A 21,104-nucleotide genomic window follows, 5' to 3' on the forward strand; every position below is an offset into this window, starting at 1 on the left:
GCTGGCCAGGGGGCAAAAGGAGTGGAAACTTTCTTTTTAGTGCGCAATGGTAGAACTTAACCGGTCAAATCCGAATCATTCCGCAATAAGCCAGTGGCCTTCTTTGCAAAAAAAGCCCCGGGAGAGATCTGCAGTGCCCCAAAGTCAGATTAAAAATCTGGCTTGTCCCGGGGAATACAGACTTCCGAAGCTTTGCAGAAGCAATTTTAATGGGATAGGATAATCGCTTAATTGGTTCGTTGTAAAATCACGCGCGTCAGACGATCCAATTCGCTGCGGGTATCTTTGGGGTCATCAGGCAATTTAGCGATGGCTTTTAAGGCTTTGGTCGTATAATTGGTGGCCATCTGCTGGGCTCGTTGGACACCTTTGAAATGTTGAACCAAACGATAGACTTCTTGGGTATCGTCAGTGGTCATTTGCTCTTTTTTCTCCAGCAGGGGCGCCAGCTGATGGTACCCGTGCTCTAGTGCCAGTAGCAGTGGCAAAGAATAGACCCCTTGGCGCACATCCTCCAAGACGGGCTTACCGATCTGCTGAGCGGGTTGGCTATAGTCGAGGATGTCATCAATAATCTGAAAGGCAATGCCGATGTTCAGGCCAATCTGGGCGCAGTCCCTGGCGAATTTTTCAGAGGCACCGCTTTCCAGAGGACCAACTGTGCAGCTGAGAGCGAAAAGTTCGGCAGTCTTGCCGGAGATATTGTCCAAATACTGATCAACCGTCATACGCATGTCGTAACGCCGGTCCATTTGGCCCAGCTCGCCATTTAGAATTTTTTCCATGCTGCGGGAGTTCAACTGCAGACTGCGCAGAGAGCCGGCATAATCTGCCAGTAGTTTGAAACAGCAGACAAAGAGATAGTCACCGGCATAAACCGCTACATCGTTACCAAAACTGGCCGCAATGGTGGGCAAGTTGCGGCGCAGATCAGATTCGTCTACGATGTCGTCATGAATTAGGGTAGCTGTGTGAAGCATCTCGATCGAAGCGGCTAATGCCACGGCTTTTTGGCGATCTTGATCGGGGCCGAAGCGAGAAAACAACAGTTGATACGCTGGCCGCAGCAATTTTCCGCCGGCATGGATCATTTCCATCACAGCTTTTTCTACTGGTTTGTTTTTCAATTTGATACTGTCTTCCATCAGAGTCAAGGTTTGAGCCAACTCCGGTGCAAGATCAGGATAATCCTGCCAGAGGGGATGAAGTTTCATGGGAAATCTCCTTTATTGTAAAGAAAGTCGAAGGGCTGCCGCCGTTTTCAGGAAACACCCCGGCAGCTCACGGTGAGAAAAAGTTAATTCAGGTGCCAATGTTCTTTTTTGTCCCGCTGTTCGTAATCCAGCCGGAAGCGACGCAGGGTATCTACCCGTACGAGTAAAAAGTTGGCGGCAATGCCGATGGCGATCCCTGATAGGATGCCTAGAAAACTCAGAATCGGCAAGTATAGCATCACGGTAGCGGAGCCGGCGATCATTGAGGCGGTCACCAATTGTCCCACGTTGTGCAGAAAACCACCGGCCGCACTAATGCCGATAATGCTCACCCGCTTAGGACCCAACGCTTTTATTAGCAGCATCCCGAAGTAGCTGAGCATAGCACCGCTCATACTGTAAAGAAAAGTCGAAACCGTTCCTCCCAGTAAGGTAGTCAGAATTAAACGCAACCAGACCAACAGAAAGCTCTCTTTTTTTGGCATAGTGAACAATGCGATGATGGTAATCAGGTTGGGTAATCCCAGCTTAGCGCCGGGTGCAAAACCAAAAGGATAGGGGATCATATTTTCAATCAGCCCAATGACAACTCCTTGAGCCACCAGTAGTGAAATGAAGATCAAACGTCGATTTTTGTTCATTGTAATCGTTGATGACAATCGCTGATTAGCTGTTTCAAAAATACAAAAGCCGTTTTTGAGATGAAATAGCAATCAGTAGATTAAATTGTCATCGGCACCTCCCGTCTGATCTTTGATTTCCACCACGAGTTTGTGGGGGAGACAGACGATGGTTTGCCCGTCTTTGTAAATCCAACCTTGACGGACGCAGACCTGGTCGCCACAGTTGGCTTCTTTGATGCGCACGGCACCGTCTTTGAATTCCAATAGATTATAATCTCCATCTGGATCCTCGTAACGATAAGTAGTCGATTCTGCTCCTTGTTTTAGCACCCAGCGTTTTTGTTCCATACCGTCTACCCGCAGAATAGCGATTTTTTGTCTTTCAGCGGAAGTGCCGTCATCTTTGACGATAGGATCTGGACGTGTCAGGCCAAATATCACTAGGGGAAGAAAACTCAGCAGTATCAGTAGGAGAATGATGGGAACATCCCAGGGCTTCAGGCGGCTTCTTTTGGCGAACTCTTTGAATTTCATGCCGGCTGACACCTCTCTTATATATAATAGTAAATAAATAATTTTTCTGGTGCAAGATTGAGTAAATTTTGTCAGCAGTACCTAACAAATAGTCATTGCTAATCTCTCATATTCTAGCACAGCCGAGAAAAAAAGTAAGGTTCGTGAAATGAACGAGGGTTGAAAGATGACTAACGTCCATCGGAAAATAAAAGAAAATCCTAGGCGCGGGCCTAGGATTTTAGTATTTAGTTGGCTCAGCTGTTGTCCTGGCCGTAGCGAGCTTTCGGTTTCCCGTACCACCAACCGCCAAGTTTGCGTTGGATCCAAGGAATTACCCAACGGTCAAGACCGATTGCACGACCGGAGCCGTTCATCAAGGCAAAGGCAACTGGAATGAACCACAAGTTAATCCAGTAGAACATCCCTGACATACAGAACATCACTACCAGAATGATTGTTGTCCCACTCATCAACCAAGTGAAAAGACCAGCCATCAGACACAAAGCAATACCGATTTCCACAAAGACCATGAATTTCTGGAAGAACATTGCAACGTCCATGTTTGGCATGAAGACTTTCATGATAGAAGAGAACCAGTTAGGTGCTTTATCCAAGACAGCCATCGGTTCTTCCCCATAAGCGTAGCTCAAACCAAAGTGAGCTGCATGAGCTGCCGCTTCGCCTGCTCCGCTTGCCGCTGCTTCACCGGCACCACTGGCAGCAGAAGCCGCATCGACAGTGGAAGAAGCCACAGTTGCAGAAGCACCGCCGACTGCATCGGCTGCTGAAGAGCCGGTAGTTGCCGCTCCGCTAGCTGCATAATCCCAAGTCCATGGGAAAACAGAATTACCAGTAAACCAAGAACCTTCACCAAGCCAAGTGCTTGGTTTCAGGACTTCGCCGTTACCAACGATTTTCTTGAAGGCTTCAATAAACCACACCAAACCGTAGAAGATTCGCAGTGGTACAGACCACAAAACGTTGCCATAACGAGAGGAATGGCCGCGAGTTACGTTACGATCGTCTTTGATATGGAAGAATTCGTGCATCATGTATTGGAACATGTAGTAACCAGAGCGGATATCAAAGAAGTATTTCAAGTTGACAATGTGTTTCATAATCATTGCCAAGAAACCGCTCAAGTGGATCTTACCGAAGAGTTCTGCAACGCCCCATTTGGAACCAACAGAAACCATGAACCCTTGGTAATTGGATTTAAATTTGTGTTTTTCACCGTCGCCTTTAACAGCAGAAACGATGTTGGCTGCGGCACAGTGACCGGTTTGTTCAGCCGCCTGTACAATTTGTGGTGTTGGTGTATTCGGTTGTTCTTCGTAATATACCTGGTCACCAATGATGTAGATGTTTTTGTCTTCATAGCCTTTTGCTTCCATATATTCATTGGCTACCAGACGTTGGCCTCGAGCTGCTTCCAAACCGAAGTCAGCAGCATCGGAAGTCGCTTTGACACCAGCAGTCCAAATCAAAGTGTAAGTCGGAATGACGCTGCCGTCTTTCAATTTGATGTGGTCTTCGTCCACTTCAACGATTGGTGAGTTCAATACCAACTCTACATTTTTCTTTTCCAGGTAACGAACGGCTTTGTCAGCGTCGTTTCGGTTTAACATGTTCAAGATCGTTGGCAATGCTTCAACGACTTTCAATGTGAAATCGGCTGGGTCCAATTTGTAATCAGCTGCTAGGCGGTCTTTCCATTCAATAAGTTCGCCTACCATTTCGATCCCGGTAAAGCCGGAACCACAGACAACAAAAGTCAGCATCGCTTTGCGTTTTGCAGCATCTGGTTCCAGTGCGGCAAGAGCAACTGTCCGCTCGATGTGTTCGCGGATACGAACAGAATCTTCAAATGACCAGAGAGTGAATCCGTGTTCTTTGACGCCCGGTGTGCCGAAATCATTTGGTTCGCCACCCATCCCTAATACGAGGTAGTCAAAGTCATAAGTGCCTTGTTTCGTGATGATTTTTTTGCTTTCTTTGTCGATTCCGGTAACGGTGTCTGTTACCAGTTTGACGTTCTTTTTACGAGAAAACAGACGTTGCAAGTCGTATTGGATAGCAGTCGGTTCGACCCGGCCCCCCGCTACTTCGTGCAGTTCTGTCATCATGGTGTGGTAAGAATGACGATCGATTAAAGTGATTTGGACATCTTGGTCCTTTTTCAACTTTTTCGCCATGAACTTGGTAGCCGATACTCCGGCATACCCGGCACCGACAACGACAATGTTCTTTGTTGCCATTGAAAATCGCTCCTTCAAAATAAGTATGGTGAGGGCTCTCGCTTTCAACTCCTCCCTGGCATCCCCGCAACTGACAGGCAAATAACCCTTAAGCGCAGCGGTATTTTGGGGGAAGTGAACACGGTAGACCTCGGAATTGATAATACGGAATAAAAAAACGGATTGATAATGATTACACAATCTACACTATTATATAGAGAAAAGGTGGATTTGTCTAACACTCTGGCCGAGAAAATGAACGGATTTTCAAAGTTTTTTTAATGTAAGGGTAGACCATTATTTTTATAGACGGTAACAGGCTTTTTCTACTACAAAAAGGAGTAAAACTTTTTGTAACCGTTATTAATAACGAAATTTGTGAAGCTTTTTAGAGGTGCCGGGGCAATTTGGTCTGTATCTTTTGCCGATTGAGACTTTCCCGCAGAGAAAAAAATAAAGTAAGCAGAACGACTTTTTTGAGGATGATTTCACAATCTATGTCAAAAGTTACTCAAACTATCGGAAATCCTACCAAAAAATACACAAGTTAAGAGGCTGTTGTTTCTTTTGTCACAAAGAGAGTTATTTTAATGAGCATATCGAAAAGATAACGACAGCACAGATGATGAAAAAAAACGCAGGTTTGAGAGACAAATGAAAGGGTTTTTCAGCAGATGATAATATAAAAAGCAGTTGATCTGATGATATTTGGCACTTTTTGCTGAAAAGTGTCGTGAAACAGACAACCAGACCATTTCTCTTCTCCATAAAGTTGTTATCATTGCTGTTGACATCTCGCGAAAAAAAACTAAAATGTTAAGTGTGTCACAAACTGACAAAACATATTTGAAAAGGGGAACCACAAAAATGAAATCAAAAAAATTTGTCGCTGGGTTTACAATGTTGGCTTTTTCTGCCTTGGTTTTAGGAGCTTGTAGCTCAGACAACAAAGATACTGCGAACTCTTCATCTTCTGCAGCAGCTTCCAGCCAAACAACGGCTTCATCTGCAGCGACTTCTGAATCTTCTGCAGCCGAAGTGACTTACACTGCTGGCGAAGCAATGCAAGATGGCACTTACAAATTGGAAGAAAAGAACTACTCTAACGGCTACCGCGTGACTTTTGAAATGACAGTTAAAGACGGTAAAATCACAGAATCTAAATACGACAACATCAACGAAGAGGGCAAATCAAAAGCAGACGACGCCGACTACGAAAAGAACATGAAAGACAAAGCCGGTATCGGACCAAAAGAATACATCGAAAAATTCAATACTGAATTGGTGGCAAAACAAAGCCCAACAGCAATCGATGTTGTCACTGGTGCGACTCACTCTTTTGAATCTTTCCAAAACTATGCACAACAATTGATCCAAGCAGCTCAAGCTGGCAAAACTGACACTATCGAAATCGACAATGGTGCGAAATTGCAAGATGGCACATACTCATTGAAAGAAAAAAATGATTCCAATGGCTACCATGTAACTTTCTCAATCGTTGTTAAAGACGGTAAAATTACTGAATCTAAGTATGACAATGTCAATGCTGATGGCAAATCAAAAGCAGACGACACTGACTACGAAACTAACATGAAAGACAAAGCCGGCATTGGACCAAAAGAATATATTGCACAATTCAACGAAGGTTTTGTTAAAGCAATGGGCGAAGAAGACGGCTCACCTGCTAACATGGACGTTGTCACTGGTGCAACTCACAGCTTCCACAGCTTCGTGATCTACGCTGAACAATTGATCAACGCTGCTGAAAAAGGGGACACTGCTGAAATCACTGTTGACAACTTTGTAGCAGCTAAATAAGCAATCTGCCCTGCTGATTTTAAAAACAATCAGAGTTTACAAAAAGAACCTGGTTGTTGTGAAGCAGATCGTTCACAAAAATACTAAAAGCAAAGCTCTGGAGCTTGTCGACAGCAATCGTTGGCAGGCTCTGGCGCTTTTTTTGTTGGACTGTTAACCAGGGGGAAGGTTTCAATGGGTACTGAGGATTCGTAGCTGTTTCACTCTTTTTGTGAAGAGCTGATCACTAATAGAAAATCTTGTCCGGAAAATTGACGAAAAGACTGCTTTTTGTTTTTTTAAAAGAAGGCCACAAAGGCAGTTTTTCTCGCTAGGTGCCGAGAGAATAAGGATTGTCTAAAGAATGGCAGTGAAAAGTTTTTTTGGAGGTTCGTTATCGTTTTTGTTGACATATTCACAAAACCCACTAAAATAAAAGAATAGTGTCCGAATCAGATGGGAACGCTAGCATATGAATAGTGGAAAAGGGGAAAATCAATATGAAATCGAAGAAATTTGTGACGGCTTTTACGGCACTGGCATTTTCAGCAGTGATCTTGGGTGCCTGCAGTCCTGACAGCAACTCCGGTTCAGGCTCAAGCTCATCAACGGCAGCATCTTCCAGCCAAACAGAAACAACTGCGTCATCTGCAGCAGCGAATGCTGATGTGAAAATCGCAGACGGCAAAACTACAGATGCAACTGTACCAGCTGAAGGAACGATCTACATGCGTCAACTGTACGCTGCACCACACGGCGACAAATCTTTTGCAGTAGTCAACGTAACGATGAATGGCGACAAAATCTTGTCTGCCCGCATCGATGAATTCCAATATGTAGAAAAATCCGCTGACTGGAAAGCTGTTCCAAATGTCGACGGCGCATTCGGTGAATCTTTCCCAAGCGGCACAATCTTGGTGGGCAAAGTTGAAAATAGCGACGCTTACTCTGCAATGATGAAAGAAAACGGTGGCGCAACGCAAACTTGGAGTGAAAACATCAGCGCAATCACTGATTTTGTCAAAGGCAAAACAGCGGCTGATCTGGATACTGAAATCGCTAAAATCGCAGACGATGGCAAAAATGTCGCTGACGTAGTATCTGGTGCAACTTTCAGTGATACTCGTGGCTACTTGCAAGCAATCGCGGATGCCGCTACTTCTGGTCTGGTTTCAGTTGGTGAAAAAACTGACAACAGCGACTTGAAAGAAGCTATGATCTTGGGCGCACCCCACGGCGACAAATCTTTCGCTGTAGCGACTGTAGCAATGGATGGCGATAAAGTAGCAGCAACCTTTGTAGATGAATTCCAATTCACAGATCCTGCTGACTTTGGTGGCGTTCCAAACTCCAACGGCGCATTTGGCGAAGGCATCAAAGACGGCCAAGTTTTGGCTTCTAAATTGGCTAACAACGAAGCTTACTCTGCAATGATGAAAGACCACGCAAAAGCAACTCAGACATGGGAAGAAAACGTGGATGCCATCGACGCATTTGTTAAGGGTAAAACAGTTGCTGAAATCGAAGAAGCAGCTGGCAAGATTGACTCAGAAGGTAAAAATGTCGCGGATGTTGTATCCGGTGCTACATTCACAGATTCTAAAGGCTACTTGCAATTGATCGTCGATGCTGCCAAAAAAGCAGCTGAATAAGCGCGAGTCAATCACTCATTGAAATAGTGTTCTGCAATCACGCCTTTGTCCTCAGCGACAAAGGCGTTTTGCATTTTTTTTTGCAAAAAAGCTAATGGTCAGAAGCAATGGTTTAACAAAAATGATAGAAGAGAGGACAAGCAGAAGGGGTCGCTGTTTTCTCAGACTGGGATTTTGTTTAGAAACTGTCAAAAAAAGCAGTAATCGTACCAAAAAAGCGGCAATCCATGCTATGATAACAACGGTCGCCAGTAGTTTAAGGGAGTCTTTGAAAATGGTAAAAACCACGAATAAGACACGAAGGAAAGTAGCTGCAATTGGCGGTGAACAAAGGCAGTTGTTTAGGAACTGCTGTTTATACAGAAAAGAGGATCTGCATGAGAAGAAACAAAAAACAATGGCTCGGTGGGCTGATGATGGCGCTCTTGCTTCTTTTGGTGGCAACCGGCTGTAGTACCGGTACCAAAGAAGAAACAGTGAAAATGCGAGAGGAACCTTATTATCAGGAAAAATTCCTGATGGGGACGTATGTACGAATCAGAATCTATGATGACGGCAAGGAAGCAGCTATGAAACCGGCGTTTGAACGGATTCAAGAGCTGGCGGATAAAATTACCATCAACCAAAAGGGCTCTGAAATTGATGCTATCAATGCCAAGGCCGGCGTGGAACCAGTGAAAGTGTCCGATGATATTTACTCGTTGTTGAAGACGGCTTATAAATACAGCCAAGAAACCAATGAAGCATTCAATATGACCATCGGAGCAGTTACCCAGTTGTGGCGGATTGGTTTTGATGACGCCAGAAAACCGGCGCAGTCGGAAATTGATGAAGCGCTGAAACACATTGATTACAAAAAAGTAAAATTCGATGATAAGAAAAAAACCGTCTTTTTGGAAGATAAAGATATGATTATCGACCTGGGAGCCATCGCCAAAGGATATATCACTGATGAAGCTGTCAAAGTATTAAAAGCAAATGGTGTGACGACTGCTGTAGTGGATTTGGGGGGGAATGTTTTTGTCGTAGGTCACAGCTTCCGGGGAGAGAAACAGCCATGGAATATCGGTATTCAAGATCCGAATCAATCTCGCGGGACTGTCGTAGGGACGATCAAAGAGACCAATAAAACCGTCGTGACTTCCGGAATCTACGAACGCTTCCTAGAAGTTGACGGAGTGAAATATCATCACCTGTTCAATTCGAAAACCGGCTATCCTTTTGACAATGACATTGCCGGTGTTTCCATCGTTACCAATAAATCCATCGACGGCGACGCGTTGTCTACCTCGGTGTTTGCAATGGGAACCAAAAAGGGACTGGAATTTGTGGAAGCCATGGATGACGGCACACAAGCAATCTTTGTTAGTAAAGATGACAAAGTATACATCACTAAAGGTTTGGAAGGCAATTTCGTCATCGGGGAAGACTCCGGCTACACCATGGGGGACCGCTCGAAATTGACGGACAAAGATTGAGTCCAGCTTAAGCCGCGAAAAAGAGTTGCCTTAAGTAAAAAAAGGTTCATGGTATCCGGGCCGCCTGTCAGTTTGGCAATCTGGTAGAGCATTTTGGATAACTGTCGAGAAATTTTTGTTGTAAACACAAGCGTGATGGGGCAGGCCGGCTTTCGGTGCTGCCCTTTTAAATAGACTGGGATTCAGCGGGTTTGAATAGCTGTTGACCGAAAGAAAGGACGTTTTGCATGTCATTATCTGCATTTTGGGAATTGGTGGAAATTCGCACGAAAATTGCCAGCTTGTTTCCCTTCATCATAGGTGTTTTATTTTCTTTGAGCTATTTTGGACAGGTTCATTGGGGGCTGACATTAATCTTTTTTGTGGGGATGTTAATCTTCGACATGACCACCACAGCAATCAATAATTTCATGGACTATCGTAAAGCCAAGTCTGAAACCTATCGTGAAACGGAAAATGTTATCGGAGTAGAGAAATTAAATGTTCGTCATGTCTCTTGGCTGATTATCGGTATGCTGGTGATTGCAGCTTTAATCGGAGGCTACCTCAGCTTTCAAACGGGCTGGCTATTACTGCTGATGGGCTTGGTCTGCTGTTTTATTGGCGTTTTTTATACGGCAGGACCGATTCCACTGTCTCGAATGCCTTTGGGAGAAATCTTTAGCGGTTTTACGATGGGCTTAGGCATCTTTGCCATGGTGGTCTACATCAATACCTATGATTTGCGTCCCTTTTATTTGACGCTGGATCTTTTAGGTGATGGCGGCTTTGCTTTAACCGGCAACTTGTGGCAGCTGGTGGCGGTCTTTGTAGCTGCTCTACCAATGGTCTTTACCATTGCTGATATCATGCTGGCCAATAATCTGCGGGACTTGGAGACAGACATCAAAAACCATCGCTATACGCTGGTTTATTACTTGGGACGAGAACAAGGAATCAAGCTGTTTGGCGGGCTGGTGTACACGTGCTACGGGATTATTTTGCTGGGATTAGTCGTGGGCATCTACCAGTGGCCAATCCTAATCACTTGGCTGACACTGCCAAAAATTCGGCAAAATCTTGCTAATCACCGCCAAGAATTACCGGCACCCCACAGTTTTGTCTACTCTTTGAAAAATATGGTACTGTTCAACAGCAGCTATGCTTTGGGTTTATTGCTGAGCTTGTTGTGGCAATGGTTTTTGTGAGACCGCTATTAGAAAAGCAGATCATGCTGCCTGAGCACAAGCTTTTGAAAAGCGGGTTGCCAACACCCTTTCCGTGATAAGCAATGGGATAGTCATAGTGTCTACTTGTTAAAAATTCTAGATAAAAAAATATTGCGAACCCCTTCAAGAGCTGTTACGACGGCCGAATCTTGGAGGGGTTTTTGACTGTCTTAAAGCGAGTTGAGACAGCAGCGAGCTGCGATTTTTTTAATGTAGGAAAAGCGAAAATTCAGCATCGTGAAATAGTTAAAATTCATAGGTTTTTTGAAAATATTTTATGAATTTAGATTAAAAAATAACTGTTAGAGCCGATAAAATATCGAACGATTCGATAACTTCGGTCTTTTAATTTTTAAAAATGAGATAGAAAACCCCGGTAAAATGAAGGCGTAAAATGGTGGAATAAAGATAAGTAAGCGCTTTTTAGAAAAGTAAAGTTTCGATAAAAAAATCAAAAAAATCGTTTTTTAATCATAAAAATGAATAACTATTGACCGTTATTCTGAATTTGCATATAATTTCCCGTAATATAAATATAAAATAAATTAAATGTTTGTGTGTATTTTCGCTTTTTTTAAGAAAAAGGATGGATATTAATAAGCTTAAATCAACGTTTTTTGCTATCTAAGGAGCCCTCGTGTTTTAAGCTGGAAGTCATTGGGGAAATCCGGCTTTTTCGTATAAAAAATTGAGTGGTATCAAAGTCCGGTTGGGGAATCGGCAAATAAGATTCAGGGGTAGGAGAGAGTGCAATGGCAGTAAAGAGACAATTCAATACCGAGAAAGACGTGACACCGCTTCCGATGCAGCACGAAAAGGCTTCAACGTTCAAAATCACCATGAACCGGATCTTTATCATCATGACAGTCCTTTTTTGGCTACTGTATGTGGCGTCCACGATTTTTGACCAGTGGACTCGGGGAAACGGCAGCTTTCAACAAGTGGTGGAGGCAGCTTTGTATATCGTCATTATGACATTATTGTGTTTTTCGGCATTTGTTTATCTGGTTTCACGAAATGGCGCATTGATTCGTTTTAAAGAGCACAAACGGGTTCCCAGAGAGTTGTTGGAAGAACATTTTGCTGAAGAAAAATCCGCTATTACCGTGTTGGTACCTTCCTATGATGAAGAAGTCGGGGTGATTCGCAAGACGATGCTGTCGGCGATGCTGCAGGAATATCCGCAGATTACAGTTCAGCTGCTGCTGGATGACAAACCGAATCCCACTACTCCTGAAGCGGCGGCCAAGTTGGCAGCTACTCAAGCTTTGCCACAAGAGCTGATGGCACTTTTGGAGGAACCACGCGCGCGCTTTACAGCGGCTCAGGCTGCGTTTTTGGCTAAGGAAAACAAGGGGACGACAGTGTCATCCGCTGATCTGAGATTGTTAACTCAGGAATATCGCTATGGGCGTGACTGGCTCTTGCAATTGGCAGATGATGAGCCACAAGAGGACCATGTAGATGCGTTTTTTGCAGATCAAGTCTTGCGAGAGCTGGCAAAAGAGCTGGGTTTGCAGGCACATGCTTTGAAACAAGCAGCTGCTGCCGGTAGTGGACTGCCGATTAAAAAAGTCAGTGCCATGTACGCGCGTCTGGTTTGGCTGTTTACCGCCAAGGCCGATTATTTCCAACGAAAAGAATACGTATCCTTGTCCCATGAAGCCAATAAAGCGATGAATTTGAACTCCTATATCGATCTGATGGGTGGACGCTATCGCATCGAGCACACAGCTGTGGGGAAAGTGCTGGTAGCAGTGGCAGCGGATCAGCCAGCTGATCTGGAGATTCCCGACAGTGAATTTCTGCTGACGTTGGATGCTGATTCAGTGTTGTTACGGGAATACTGCCTGCGACTGGTTTATCTCCTGCAACAGCCGGGTAATGAACAAGTTGCCGTGACTCAGACACCTTATTCTTCTTTCCGAGGATGTCCGTCACGAATTGAGCGGATTGCCGGTGCCACCACCGACATCCAGCATATCTTGCATCAAGGAACTACTTACTATGGCGCGACTTTTTGGGTAGGGGCCAACGCAGTAATCCGCAAGAGAGCCTTGGCAGATATCGCTGAAACAGAGTCTGTAAATGGTTTTGAAATCCGGCGCTTTATCCAAGACCGGACTGTCATTGAAGATACCGAGTCCTCCGTGGATTTGGAAAAGCACGGCTGGCAGTTGGTGAACTACCCAGAAAGACTCAGTTATAGTGCTACGCCGCCAGACTTCGGTTCTCTGGTGATTCAGCGTCGTCGCTGGGCCAATGGCGGTTTATTGATCTTGCCGAAGCTGTTTGCAACGATGAAAGAACGCCGGAGACAAGGCGAACCATTGAAACTGATGGAAATCTTTTTACGAATGAACTACATGACCTCCATTGCTTGGGCCAGCTTCGGATTAATCTTTCTGTTGGCCTATCCTTTTGACGATCGTTTGTTGAGTGTCTACATCGTCTGCGCGGCACTGCCGTATTTTACAGCAATGGCGTCGGATTTACGGTATTGTCGTTACAAACGCAAAGATATTTTCCGAATTTATGGCTTTAACTTATTGCTGTTGGCAGTCAATACAGCCGGTGTCATCAAGAGTTTGCAACAATATCTGACTGGGGAGAAGATTCCTTTTGCCCGAACACCAAAAGTCAATGACCGGACCGCCTGTCAAAGTCTGTATCTATGGGCGCCGTTGGTCATCATCGGTTTTTCTCTTTTCACTATTTGGCGATCGCTTTCAGTCAACAACTGGCAAAATGCAGTCTTCGCCGCCTTTAATGCCATCACTTGTGCCTGGGCGCTGCTGGCTTTTGTCGGTGTCAAAGACTTACTGGTAGATCTGGTGCACAACTTTTATACATGGCTGTTTGTGGAAGTCTCACCTAAAGATAACGGCGCACAAGAAAGTGAAGGGGAAGGCCTGGATTGGCAAACAGTCCTTTATTACGGTGACACACAAGGGGAAGTGCCGTTGAAAGTGTCGCTGTCTGCGGCGTTAGATACCGAAACAGAAGAACAAGGGCAGCGCTGATTAAAGCAGTTGCGACTCTCCTGATTAAAGCAGTCAAGGACTTGTTGGCAGGAGAGTCGATTTTTTGTCTGACTGGATAACAAAAGAGGCCGCGGCCGTTTCAGTCGAAGCGTGTTTTGCGGTGAATCGAGGAGAGATAATCAGATGATCTTGAAAAATAAAAAACGCCGCTTGTCAGTGCCCCGCTTCCTGCTGGTTCTGGCAATCTTAGTGGCAGGGGGTTTTGGCCTTCGAACATATGGGGCCGATATGGCGGCCGAGCTCGCACCAGGGAAAAAAGAAGCCTCCGATCGCAAGCCGTGGTTTGCTTCCTACGTGGATGCCACCTTGACCCCCCAATATCAGTTTGAGCAATATGAGGACAATGTGGTTTTGAGCTTTGTCGTTGCCAAATCAAATACCAAAGAAGCCAGCTGGGGCAATGCGTATTCTTTAAAACAAGCCTCTGAGGATTTGGATTTGGATCGGCGAATTGCCCGCTTGCGGCAAAATGGCAAAGATGTGATTGTTTCCTTTGGTGGATTGCTCAACGACGAATTGGCACTGGTCTATGACAACGCCGATGATCTGGCCGCCGCTTACCAGCAGGTGATCGATGCCTATCAGCTGAGCACCATTGATCTGGATTTGGAAAATGACGGTTTGACGGATCGTGAAGCTGGCAAGCGGCGAGCAGAAGCGATTGCTAAGCTTCAAAAAGACAACAAAAATCAGTTGGCAGTTTGGCTGACTTTACCGGTGATTCCTCAAGGTTTGACCAAAGACGGCACCGATACAGTGGCGGAAATGCTGGCTGCCGGTGTTGATCTGGCGGGAGTTAATCTGATGACCATGAATTTCGGTCAGGCGCGGGACGATAAAAAATCAATGGCGGAAAACGCCATTGATGCATTGAAGCAGACCCACCGGCAGTTGAAAATCTTGTATCGAGAAGCGGATATTCATTTGAGTGACGGGGCGGTTTGGCAGAAATTGGGGGCGACTCCAATGATTGGGCAAAATGATATTTCACAAGAACTCTTCACATTAGAAGATGCTGCAGTGTTGAACGAATTTGCAGTGGATGTCGGCTTGGGCCGTGTATCCATGTGGTCAGCCAATCGGGACTTATCCTCGAATAAAAACAATGTCAATACCGGTGTCGTGTCCAATCATGCCAGCGGAGTTAAGCAAGATGGCCAAGCGTTTGCAGCCGCTCTACGTGAGGGCATGGATGGGGATATCGCAGCGAGCGCCAAAGGAAAAACAGTTTCTGATGTTAAAGAAGGCGAATCAGACGCAGCCGATGACCCTAAGACATCGCCATATGAAATCTGGCAAGAAACAAAATCCTATTTGAAGGATACCAAAGTTGTCTGGCGGCACAATGTCTATCGTGCCAAGTGGTGGACCAAAGGAGATGCGCCCGACAGTCCGGTATTGCAAGAAAGTGAAATTCCTTGGGAGCTGGTAGGACCGGTATTAGAAGGAGAAAAACCGGTGAAACTGGCGACCTTACCTCCTGGTACCTACCCGGAATGGAACCCAGAAGAAGTCTATGACAGCGGCAAACGTATTATGTACAATGGCATAGCTTATGAATCCAAGTGGTGGAACCAAAATGAAAATCCTGAACGTTCCGGGGTTGACGATGACTTGATTCCGTGGCGAGCACTGTCACAACAGGAAATCAAAAAGATTTTGAAGCAAAAGTAAGTGTGGGAAATGAAGCAGTTGGCTGTTTAAGACATGATGTGAGAGCATGCTGGCTAGTCTGTGAAACCAACGTGACCCTGCGTCTAAAAACAAGTCACTTCTGTTTTTTTACAGAAGTGGCTTGTTTTTTGCGGATTCCGGTTAGTGATGCTGGCAAGTAGTAGTCAACAATCGAAAAAAGCCTGGATTTGTATAAGGTGTGCCAAGTGTTTTATTTTTATGTAAGCGATTGCTTATTGAGCGTGGCGGACGTATGATAGAGACGATATTCAGTCGCTGACAAATGTCAAAATCCGATGGGGCTAAGGAGGGGCAGATGAGAAAAGAGGTTGAGGTAAATTCACTGATATTGCTTCCAGTGTTGTTTCCTGAAGTACTGTTTCTGATTTTTGCGCTGGGGGATAATGGGTTTTCGACAGACGGCTTTATTCAGCTGTTGCTTTTTGTCTTTTTTAAAGGAGCAACAGTGTTAATCGTGGGGGAACGATTTTGTTATTATGGCAAAAATGGTTGGTCAAAAGCTTTCGGTATTGGGCGAAAAGGCGGCTCAGTCATCCGGATCAGCTGGTGGCAGGTCATTGTTCTGGCACTTCCTTGCGCTGTTTTATTGAGCCTAATTGCTTTTAACTGGGCGGCCTATCAACAGAGGCCGCTACTGTTTTATCAAGGGGAACTTGCCGCAGCTGCACTATTAGTGGCGTTTGTCTGGTATCGTGGATTGAAGAATAGTAAGAAAAACAAGTAATCCTTAAAGAAAAAGCGCCAGTTTGAAGGCACTTCTCCGATATAGTTATAAACGGAGCTGTAGGAAAAGGGAATGTGGCAATAGTTGAGTTACCGTCCTCTGAAGCGAACAGGACCAAACGTGAGACCCCAAAAGCCGACGATCTTCCATTAAAATCAGTGGAAGATCATCGGCTTTTCATTGCTAAAAATTTCAAACACAGACTTTCCTTGGTTTCAGCAAAGGAAGTCAGCTTCATTCCCTTCGCTTGACACGTATGGGTATGTTCTCTTTTCGGACAAAGACATCAAGAGGGTCACAAATTTTCCTCATCCGGATACTTTTTATTAATTATGGTTAAACATCCGTTGTTTAACACTTGGAAATGACTTAGGTCATATTCCTTTTTTCGGCTCTCGGTTGATGATGCTCGCTGCAAAGGTTAGTGACAGGACAATTGCCACAACCCTGCTTATAGAAGCCAGCTTCGATTCTTCGAAGAATGCTGTTGCAGTTGTTGGATACGTTATGAGGTGGCTGAGAACTCAGCGTAATTTTCGCTCACCGATAGATTCCAGGCTGATTTCACCGGAATTTAGTGAAATCAGGCCTTCTTTGGTACGGACGACTAATTGGCCATCATCAGTGATTGTTTCAGCAATTCCGGAAATAACCAGACCTTGCCGGCGGAAGCTGACAGTTTGTCCCAACACAAAGGAGCGGCTGCGGTAGTCTTCCAGATAAGCTGTATCTTGGGGCAGCCCAGCCAAAAGGGTAAAGAAACGCCGCCAAATTGCCTGAATCAGTTGATTCCGAGTGATGGGCGGCTGCTTGCCATCTGCAAACAAGGAGGTAGCTTTGGCTTGTAGTTCCTGAGGGAAATCTGTTTGCGGTGTGGAAAAATTGATGCCCATGCCGATTGAAATGTGGCTGATGATACCGGATTCAATGTCAGAAGTGGCTTCTGACAAGATACCCACTAGTTTTTTACCCTCAAGATAAATATCGTTGACCCATTTAATCTCACATTCCTTGCCGGTCAAGTTAGCGATGGCATCACAAACTGCCACCGCCGCCAGCAGAGTATATTGAGGCAAATCGTCAAAAGGATGGTTAGGATTCAACAGCAATGTCATGTAGATTCCCTGACCTTTAGGGGAGAAAAAGGGACGCCCGAACCGGCCATGCCCACCAGTTTGGGCCTCGGTGATGAACAATCGTGGGGCGCTGCGACCGTCGGCAACGGCTTTTTTAGCTTCAATCATGGTCGACTCACTGGTATCTGTGATTTCAACTGCCAAATCAGAGGGCAATCCACCGGGAGTCAGCGTAGAAGAAAGTGCTCCGGATGTTACGGGTCCTGTTTCATCTGTTTCATCGGCTGGCTGGATATCTGCAAGAACATCAACTTCCGCAACTCGCCCGACAATTTTATCATTTGAGACTGCCAGTGATACAGGTGTCAAATAACCTAGAATCTCGCTGGCATCCAGTACATCAGAAGGAAGATAACGGTAACCGCTGGCGGTATGTTCGAAGCGCCAACCTTCTTTTTCCAGCTCGCGGATGGCTTTCCAGACAGCAGTGCGGGAGACTTGCAGCTCCTGTGCTAGTTTTTCGCCGGAAAAAATGGCGGCGGTGTGCTTCATCAATGCTAAAACTTGATCTTTGACTGCCATGATGTTGCTCCATTCTTGGTAAAGTTTGTGTCCTTAGTGTAGCAAAAAAGCCCGGCAAACGCACCCTGCTGTCATCAGAACAATAGACAAAGGTATTAGTTCTCAGGCATGGTGTATCTGAATTGAGTGAAAAAAGACAGCTCGAACCATTGGGGGCTCAAAGCTGTCCAATAATATTTTCTATTTCTCGTAGCTGCCATTTTCACTAAATACAATATACACGAGTAATCCTACACCGACTAATGCACATGCAGCGCCTAAAAACGGAACGACTTTTCCCATTTCAGAGGCGGTCATCAAAATCGCGCCACCAACAAAGAGAAAGCCAGCCGCAAGTAAGTTTTTCATAATAACCTCCTGACATACAAAGCTTATCGTCAGCGAATTTGTTCCTGGCAGTCGTTTCTATGGTAAATTATACAAGAGATGGTTGCTGGCAGACAACCAAGCTGCCTTTAGATTAGGCTTTCTTAACGAGTCGCTTCTTTTTAAGGGCTCAGTTGAAGGACATTACATCCAATGCGTTTAAAATTTTTTCTGATTGGTGTAGAGCAAGTTGTGTGAAATACGGACTACAAGAAAAGGACGACGTGGGGAAAAGAAACGTTGACCGAAGTGCCTGGGAATATTGTAAGAATTGTGACGATTTTTGACAGGAGGTAAAGTGATGCGATATATTCGCGGTTTTCAATTTTCCAATGAAACGACACCCAATCCCAATACGTATCCTTACAATGTGTTTAAAAACAAGACTGGTGAGCTTTTGGTGTTCGATCAGGGAATCACACTGCTTTACGGTGAAAATGGTTCGGGAAAATCGACTTTTTTGAATCTGCTGGCCAATCTACTGCAGTTACCTGGCGCCGAAAAAGTCAAAAGTTTTGATGTCCACAGTGATCGTTGGCAAGACTATCAGCAAGAGGCACTGCTGTTGTATGAAGAGGATGCTGAGGGACACCGTCACAAAATTTCTCCCGACAGTCGCTATATTAAAAGTGAAGACATTTTGTATGAGATTAAAAAAGTTCAACAAGAGGCGGTTTTGCGGGAAGGCTATCGCTATGAGCGGCGGCGTTTAGGAATGACCGCAGAAAAAGCAGCTGAGCACTTGGCGTCTTTTCGTGGTGGTTTGATGATGGAACGTTTGGCATTTGCGCAGGAAAAATACTCCAATGGCGAGACCTCACTGCAAGTGTTTGAAGATTATCTGGTGCCAGACAGCTTGATTTTACTAGACGAGCCGGAGATCTCCTTGTCACCGGAAAATCAGCTGAAACTGGCGGATAAAATCAACCAGTGCGCTTACCGGATGAACAGTCAGTTTGTCATCGCTACGCATTCGCCGCTGCTTTTAGGCAAACTGGAAGGAACCATCTATAACTTCAGTAAGCCTTCACTTGTAGTGGCTCGCTGGCAGGAGCTGCCGGTGGTGCAGTTATACGGAGAATTTTTCCAGAAGCGCTATCGGGTAGATGAAGAATAGACGCTGAAAAACCACCTCATTTGCCTGATAGGATGAGGTGGTTTTTCAGGAGCAGAGCTGCCGGGTTCTAAGACCTATTTCACCGCAGCAGCATTCAAATAGCCAATCCAACTGCCACCGGGAGTGTACAAAGAATAGTACAGGCTACCGTTGAAATGGCGGTACATGGTTTTTGCTACATAGGTTTTGTTCAAGCGATATTTCGTGTTGCCTTTGACTTTCCAATCGAAGTTTGAGTAGAGGTTGTAATTTTTACTGGTGACTTTAACTTTTTTATTGCAGGAAATGTAGTAACCTTGAGGGCCTTTGCCTTTATAGGTAGCCGCGGCATTGATGTAGCCGAGCCAGTTTTTCTTGTTGTCTTGCATGGAATAGTAGGTACTGCCGTTGAAGTGGACGTATTTACCAGTGACTTTGTACGTACGCTGTTTCAATGCTGCTGCTTTCTTGGAGACGGTCCACTTGTCAAAGTTTTTGTAGCTTTGATAGTTTTTCATGACGGTAACGTAGCGGGATTCTGGCTGCCAAGCACCTTGTGCGCCGGTGGTTCGTTTGATAGCGGCAGCATTGATATAACCCATCCAGGTGCCTTTGTTGTTTTGCAGTGAGTAATAGGTGCTCCCGTTGAAATGAAGGTATTTGCCGGTAATTTTGTATGTTTTGCCCAACAATTTGGCACCATCATTTTTCACTTGCCAGTTAAAGCTGCTGTAGAGTTTGTAATTTTTAGATATGGTGGCATAGGCGCTGTCTTTTTGCCAATCTCCCTGTGCAGCAGAATTATATTTAACAGATGCTGCGTCAACGTAGCCCACATGCTGCTTTTTGTTATTTTGCAAGGCGAAGTAGTCGTGACCATTGAAATGCGTATAGCTTTCATAAATCTGTAGTGTTTGTGTTTTCCCTTGGCCCGTTTTCTGAGGGATCAGAGTAGCAACGTTGCTGAGAAGCTTGGTGCCAGCTTTGATGGTGACGTAGCCTTGTTCATCATAGGGAACACCTGCGGGACTGGCGGTTTCGTTCCCGGCAAGGGCATCATCGTTGATATAACCGATAAATTGCTTGTTTGCAGCAGTCAAGCCCCAGTATAACTCGCCTTCATCAATAAAGAAGTCGGTAGCCTTGAATGTTTCTTCTAAAATGTCTCCAGAAAAGCCGTTGAGTGTTTTGAAGGTTTCGTCAGTCCAGATTTCGTAGTCAGTCTCCAAGACGCTGAAGTAAATATTTGCTTTTTTCAATTGATTTCTAGTATACCAAGTCCCATTGATGAAAACGCTAGGTTCTTGTGCTGCTGCGGCCTGAGCGGCTTTAGGTGCTTGGAATGTTGACGGGGAGGATTCAGCGGCGGGGGCGCTTTTGGGTTCCCCTGTAAGCGCTGAACCAGACTCAGAAGAAAGCGTAGTTTCAGCAGATGGTGAAGAGGCCGATTCTGTTGTGGTGCTGTCGCCAGTTGTTGCCCAAGGCGCTTCTTGTGTAACCTCACTGCTAGCTTCACCTGGAGCTGCGTCGTTTGTCTGTTCCGACGATACCAACGTCGTTTCTGCCAATTCTCCAGTGTTTGCGGTACTTGCGGAATCACTTGTGTTTGCGCTTACATTTACAGGCGTACTAACGACCATTGCAAGACCCAATACCAACCCAATTAACCTTTTTTTCATTTTTACACCTCTTTTAATTGATAGTGAAACAAGATAAATCTAGTCTCAGACCTATCCTACCATAGTGGAAACAAAAGTTATATTCCAATTTTGCGCTTTTTTATGGTGGAAATCGAC

15 protein-coding genes are annotated in these 21,104 nt (G+C 45.1%); 8 read left to right on the forward strand and 7 right to left on the reverse strand.

From position 1 onward, the window contains the following. Positions 1-227: 227 nt before the first annotated feature. The 4 genes from ACOMA8_RS04815 to ACOMA8_RS04830 form a co-directional block, all read right to left on the reverse strand. Positions 228-1,214 (reverse strand): polyprenyl synthetase family protein, encoded by a 987-nt coding sequence (locus ACOMA8_RS04815; protein ID WP_421368948.1) that lies wholly within the window; start codon positions 1,212-1,214, stop codon positions 228-230. Positions 1,215-1,297: 83 nt separating this feature from the next. Then, positions 1,298-1,855, reverse strand: coding sequence for a Gx transporter family protein (locus tag ACOMA8_RS04820; protein ID WP_161900278.1), 558 nt, complete (start codon positions 1,853-1,855; stop codon positions 1,298-1,300). Between the two features lie 72 nt (positions 1,856-1,927). After that, positions 1,928-2,371 carry a NusG domain II-containing protein gene (locus tag ACOMA8_RS04825; RefSeq protein WP_421368951.1) on the reverse strand — a complete coding sequence of 148 codons (444 nt, stop codon included), beginning with the start codon at positions 2,369-2,371 and terminating at the stop codon, positions 1,928-1,930. Between the two features lie 236 nt (positions 2,372-2,607). Then, positions 2,608-4,611 carry an FAD-dependent oxidoreductase gene (locus ACOMA8_RS04830; protein WP_421368952.1) on the reverse strand — a complete coding sequence of 668 codons (2,004 nt, stop codon included), beginning with the start codon at positions 4,609-4,611 and terminating at the stop codon, positions 2,608-2,610. An 846-nt stretch (positions 4,612-5,457) separates the two neighbouring features. Between ACOMA8_RS04830 and pplA the strand changes: the two genes are divergently transcribed. The 7 genes from pplA to ACOMA8_RS04865 all read left to right on the forward strand — a co-directional run bounded on the left by pplA (position 5,458) and on the right by ACOMA8_RS04865 (position 16,188). After that, complete coding sequence (gene pplA / locus ACOMA8_RS04835) at positions 5,458-6,408, forward strand: extracellular electron transfer flavoprotein PplA (RefSeq protein WP_421368954.1); 951 nt, start codon at positions 5,458-5,460, stop codon at positions 6,406-6,408. Between the two features lie 479 nt (positions 6,409-6,887). Further along, the gene (locus ACOMA8_RS04840; protein WP_421368956.1) at positions 6,888-8,039 is read left to right on the forward strand and encodes a peptidoglycan-binding protein; all 1,152 of its coding nucleotides are present in this window, start codon (positions 6,888-6,890) and stop codon (positions 8,037-8,039) included. A gap of 413 nt (positions 8,040-8,452) precedes the next feature. After that, positions 8,453-9,517 (forward strand): FAD:protein FMN transferase, encoded by a 1,065-nt coding sequence (locus ACOMA8_RS04845; protein ID WP_337248037.1) that lies wholly within the window; start codon positions 8,453-8,455, stop codon positions 9,515-9,517. Between the two features lie 227 nt (positions 9,518-9,744). Next, entirely contained in the window at positions 9,745-10,704 is a 960-nt protein-coding gene (gene menA / locus ACOMA8_RS04850; RefSeq protein ID WP_421368959.1) for a 1,4-dihydroxy-2-naphthoate polyprenyltransferase, read from the forward strand. 773 nt (positions 10,705-11,477) lie between these two features. Further along, positions 11,478-13,748: a glycosyltransferase family 2 protein gene (locus ACOMA8_RS04855; protein ID WP_421368961.1), complete on the forward strand. Its 2,271-nt coding sequence runs from the start codon at positions 11,478-11,480 to the stop codon at positions 13,746-13,748. Positions 13,749-13,892: 144 nt separating this feature from the next. Beyond that, on the forward strand, positions 13,893-15,443 hold the full coding sequence (locus ACOMA8_RS04860; RefSeq protein WP_421368964.1) for a chitinase: 1,551 nt from the start codon (positions 13,893-13,895) through the stop codon (positions 15,441-15,443). A gap of 316 nt (positions 15,444-15,759) precedes the next feature. Further along, positions 15,760-16,188 (forward strand): hypothetical protein, encoded by a 429-nt coding sequence (locus ACOMA8_RS04865; RefSeq protein ID WP_421368966.1) that lies wholly within the window; start codon positions 15,760-15,762, stop codon positions 16,186-16,188. Between the two features lie 524 nt (positions 16,189-16,712). Here ACOMA8_RS04865 and ACOMA8_RS04870 read toward each other — a convergent pair. Both ACOMA8_RS04870 and ACOMA8_RS04875 read right to left on the reverse strand, forming a co-directional pair. Beyond that, entirely contained in the window at positions 16,713-17,846 is a 1,134-nt protein-coding gene (locus tag ACOMA8_RS04870) for a biotin--[acetyl-CoA-carboxylase] ligase (RefSeq protein WP_421368969.1), read from the reverse strand. Positions 17,847-18,026: 180 nt separating this feature from the next. Then, positions 18,027-18,194: a hypothetical protein gene (locus ACOMA8_RS04875; RefSeq protein WP_421368973.1), complete on the reverse strand. Its 168-nt coding sequence runs from the start codon at positions 18,192-18,194 to the stop codon at positions 18,027-18,029. A gap of 319 nt (positions 18,195-18,513) precedes the next feature. Between ACOMA8_RS04875 and ACOMA8_RS04880 the strand changes: the two genes are divergently transcribed. Then, positions 18,514-19,329 carry an AAA family ATPase gene (locus ACOMA8_RS04880; RefSeq protein WP_421368975.1) on the forward strand — a complete coding sequence of 272 codons (816 nt, stop codon included), beginning with the start codon at positions 18,514-18,516 and terminating at the stop codon, positions 19,327-19,329. Between the two features lie 74 nt (positions 19,330-19,403). Here the strand turns inward: ACOMA8_RS04880 and ACOMA8_RS04885 are convergent, their stop codons facing one another. After that, positions 19,404-20,987, reverse strand: coding sequence for a hypothetical protein (locus ACOMA8_RS04885; RefSeq protein ID WP_421368978.1), 1,584 nt, complete (start codon positions 20,985-20,987; stop codon positions 19,404-19,406). Between the last annotated feature and the right edge of the window lie 117 nt (positions 20,988-21,104).

The sequence above is a fragment of the Enterococcus infantis genome (assembly GCF_049166715.1).
In the GTDB taxonomy this organism is placed as follows: Bacteria; Bacillota; Bacilli; order Lactobacillales; family Enterococcaceae; genus Enterococcus_C; species Enterococcus_C leclercqii.

Coding starts and splice junctions, on each gene's coding strand:
- ACOMA8_RS04815 (WP_421368948.1), bottom strand. CDS start 1,214: ATGAAACTTCATCCCCTCTGGCAGGATTATCCTGATCTTGCACCGGAG.
- ACOMA8_RS04820 (WP_161900278.1), bottom strand. CDS start 1,855: ATGAACAAAAATCGACGTTTGATCTTCATTTCACTACTGGTGGCTCAA.
- ACOMA8_RS04825 (WP_421368951.1), bottom strand. CDS start 2,371: ATGAAATTCAAAGAGTTCGCCAAAAGAAGCCGCCTGAAGCCCTGGGAT.
- ACOMA8_RS04830 (WP_421368952.1), bottom strand. CDS start 4,611: ATGGCAACAAAGAACATTGTCGTTGTCGGTGCCGGGTATGCCGGAGTA.
- pplA (WP_421368954.1), top strand. CDS start 5,458: ATGAAATCAAAAAAATTTGTCGCTGGGTTTACAATGTTGGCTTTTTCT.
- ACOMA8_RS04840 (WP_421368956.1), top strand. CDS start 6,888: ATGAAATCGAAGAAATTTGTGACGGCTTTTACGGCACTGGCATTTTCA.
- ACOMA8_RS04845 (WP_337248037.1), top strand. CDS start 8,453: ATGATGGCGCTCTTGCTTCTTTTGGTGGCAACCGGCTGTAGTACCGGT.
- menA (WP_421368959.1), top strand. CDS start 9,745: ATGTCATTATCTGCATTTTGGGAATTGGTGGAAATTCGCACGAAAATT.
- ACOMA8_RS04855 (WP_421368961.1), top strand. CDS start 11,478: ATGGCAGTAAAGAGACAATTCAATACCGAGAAAGACGTGACACCGCTT.
- ACOMA8_RS04860 (WP_421368964.1), top strand. CDS start 13,893: ATGATCTTGAAAAATAAAAAACGCCGCTTGTCAGTGCCCCGCTTCCTG.
- ACOMA8_RS04865 (WP_421368966.1), top strand. CDS start 15,760: ATGAGAAAAGAGGTTGAGGTAAATTCACTGATATTGCTTCCAGTGTTG.
- ACOMA8_RS04870 (WP_421368969.1), bottom strand. CDS start 17,846: ATGGCAGTCAAAGATCAAGTTTTAGCATTGATGAAGCACACCGCCGCC.
- ACOMA8_RS04875 (WP_421368973.1), bottom strand. CDS start 18,194: ATGAAAAACTTACTTGCGGCTGGCTTTCTCTTTGTTGGTGGCGCGATT.
- ACOMA8_RS04880 (WP_421368975.1), top strand. CDS start 18,514: ATGCGATATATTCGCGGTTTTCAATTTTCCAATGAAACGACACCCAAT.
- ACOMA8_RS04885 (WP_421368978.1), bottom strand. CDS start 20,987: ATGAAAAAAAGGTTAATTGGGTTGGTATTGGGTCTTGCAATGGTCGTT.